General features: G+C 68.6%; 2 protein-coding genes and 1 pseudogene. All 3 read right to left on the bottom strand.

The genetic code is table 11. The features are described 5' to 3' along the window. Window positions 1–1,020: FAD-binding oxidoreductase (locus DM995_RS20750; RefSeq protein ID WP_157973449.1), on the bottom strand; the 1,020-nt coding region annotated here is incomplete at its 3' end. After that, on the bottom strand, window positions 1,020–1,427 hold the full coding sequence (locus DM995_RS20745; protein WP_232824600.1) for a GtrA family protein: 408 nt from the start codon (window positions 1,425–1,427) through the stop codon (window positions 1,020–1,022). The genes DM995_RS20750 and DM995_RS20745, both read right to left, overlap by 1 nt. Further along, window positions 1,424–1,711, bottom strand: a pseudogene (locus DM995_RS20740) (UbiA family prenyltransferase); the annotation flags it as partial. The pseudogene DM995_RS20740 and the gene DM995_RS20745, both read right to left, overlap by 4 nt.

The following is a 1,711-nucleotide window of genomic DNA, read 5'->3' as shown; positions in this document are numbered from 1 at the left end:
CGCCGCGATCGTCTCGAGCAGGCGGGCGAGGCCGCGCTCGCTCTCGCCCAGCGGCAGCACGCACTGATATTGCACAAAGCCGCGCCGGCCATAGATGCGGTTCCAGTCGGCCACGGCATCAAGCGGGTAGAAATAGGGGTCGAGCGCGACCAGCGCGTCGCCGGGCCGCTGCATCGCATGATAGAGCCGGTTGAAGGCGCGCACATTGACGCCGCTGAGCGCGAAGCCGGGCAGGTCGATCGGGACCGCGCGCGGCCTGCGCGGCGGCCGGTCGAGCGGCGCGGCGCGGCGGGGGCCATCGAGCTCGCTTGCCGCCGCATGTTCGGCCAGCAGGATCGCCGATCGGCCGAGATCGCGCCCGCGCGCCAGGCAATCGATCCAGGCGACCGAATAGGTCCAGTCGTGCGACGATTCGAACAGCGCCATCGCCTCGTCCAGGTCGCGCGCGCGCAAGGTCCGCCGGCGCATCCAGGCGCTTTCGATCCGGATCAGGGGGAAGGCCGCGCGCACGATCATCCCGGTCAGCCCCATGCCGCCACAGGTCGCGGCGAACAGTTCGGCATTATCCTGTGCCGAGCAGCGCAGCACGCGGCCATTGCCGAGATCGAGATCGAGCCAGAGCAGATGGTCGCAAAACGAGCCTGCGCCATGATGGTTCTTGCCGTGCACATCGCTGGCGATCATCCCGCCGATCGTCACCATGCGCGTGCCCGGCGTCACCGGGACGAACCAGCCGCGCGGCACGAAGGCATCGATGATGTCGGACAGCAGCACGCCCGCCTCGCACACCAGCTCGCCCGTGGCATCATCGAACGCGATCAGCCGGTCGAGCCGCCGCATGTCGATGGTCGCATCGGGGTTGAGGCTGGCATCGCCATAGGCTCGGCCATTGCCGCGCGCGATGCTGCTGGGCAGCGGGGGCAGGGTCGCGTGCAGCGCCTCGGTGGTGACAGGTTGCCAAAGCGCACAATCGCGCACCGGATAGCGGCCCCAGCCCGAGAGCGGCTCGACATGCGGCATCAGGCCGGCCTTGCTGGCGCAAAGACATAGCGCCGGTCGAGCCGGTACTTGACCAGATAGCCGATGGCGAGGCCGGTCACCGCGCCGATCTCGCGCGCGAGATGCGTCTGCCAGATCAGCCAGGCGGCGGTCTCGAAGCCCCAGAAGATCAGCGTCGTGACCACGCCGGTGGCGGCATAGAGGCCGAAGGTGCCCGTCGTGCTCGAGCCCGCGCTCGCCTTGCCGGCAAAGATCCAGGTGCGGTCGAGCCAGAATTTCACCACCAGCCCGACCAGCGTCCCGACGGCCAGCGCGAGCAGCAGCCCGCCGGGCAGCAGCGCCAGCACCGCGCGCTGGCTCGCCAGATTGGCGAGCGTCGCCAGCACCGCAAATCCGGCATAGCTAAGGACGAGCATCAGCCCGGTCACGCCAGCGCTCCGGCGAGCGCGAGCAGGGCGACGACCAGACCGCAACACAGGCTCACCCGGTCGCGCATCGCGAACACCACCGGATCGTCGTGCATCTCGCCGCGGTGCGTGAGCAGCGCGATGCGGTTGGTCCAGAACAGCAGCACCAGACACACGCCCCAGAGGAATTCGGGATAATGGTACAGCGCCTGCACCGGCTCCGAATTGGCATAGAGCGCCAGCACCAGCACCGAGACGAGTCCCGAAGAGACCATGATATTGCCGACAATCGCGCGGTCGTCGAC

It is taken from the genome of Blastomonas sp. UPD001, assembly GCF_003426715.1.
Taxonomy (GTDB): domain Bacteria; phylum Pseudomonadota; class Alphaproteobacteria; order Sphingomonadales; family Sphingomonadaceae; genus Blastomonas.
Note: the sequence above shows the minus strand (reverse complement) of the source record. Positions and strands in the feature narration are given on the sequence as shown.